Genomic DNA, 541 nt, shown 5'->3' with positions numbered 1-541 from the left:
ATCCTTCCTGTCTAGAAGGAGGTTATTGCTGAGTTGAAGGCAGCTGGTGCTACATGGATTCAGTTTGATGAGCCCACACTTGTTCTTGACCTTGACTCTCACCAATTGGCTGCATTCTCTGCTGCATACACAGAACTTGAGTCGGCACTTTCTGGATTGAATGTGCTTATTGAGACATACTTCGCTGACATTCCTGCTGAATCATACAAGACCCTCACATCCCTGAACAGCGTGACTGCTTATGGTTTTGACCTTATCCGTGGAGCCAAGACTCTTGACCTTATCAAGAGTGCTGGTTTCCCCTCTGGAAAGTACCTCTTTGCCGGTGTTGTGGATGGACGCAACATCTGGGCTGATGATCTCGCTGCATCTCTCACTACCCTTGAGTCTCTTGAGGCTATTGTTGGAAAGGACAAGCTTGTGGTCTCGACTTCATGCTCACTCATGCACACCGCTGTGGATCTTGTAAATGAGACCAAGCTCGATAGCGATATTAAGTCAGGGCTCGCTTTTGCTGACCAAAAGGTGCTTGAGGTGAATG

Annotated in this window: 1 pseudogene; it reads left to right on the top strand. The window is 47.9% G+C overall.

From position 1 onward, the window contains the following. Positions 1 to 33 precede the first annotated feature (33 nt). Positions 34 to 541: pseudogene (locus tag NK662_RS24770) on the top strand (5-methyltetrahydropteroyltriglutamate--homocysteine S-methyltransferase); the annotation flags it as partial.

The organism is Ectobacillus ponti, from assembly GCF_024294785.1.
GTDB classification, from domain to species: Bacteria; Bacillota; Bacilli; order Bacillales; family Bacillaceae_G; genus Ectobacillus; species Ectobacillus ponti.
This window is presented reverse-complemented; position numbering and strand designations above follow the sequence as displayed.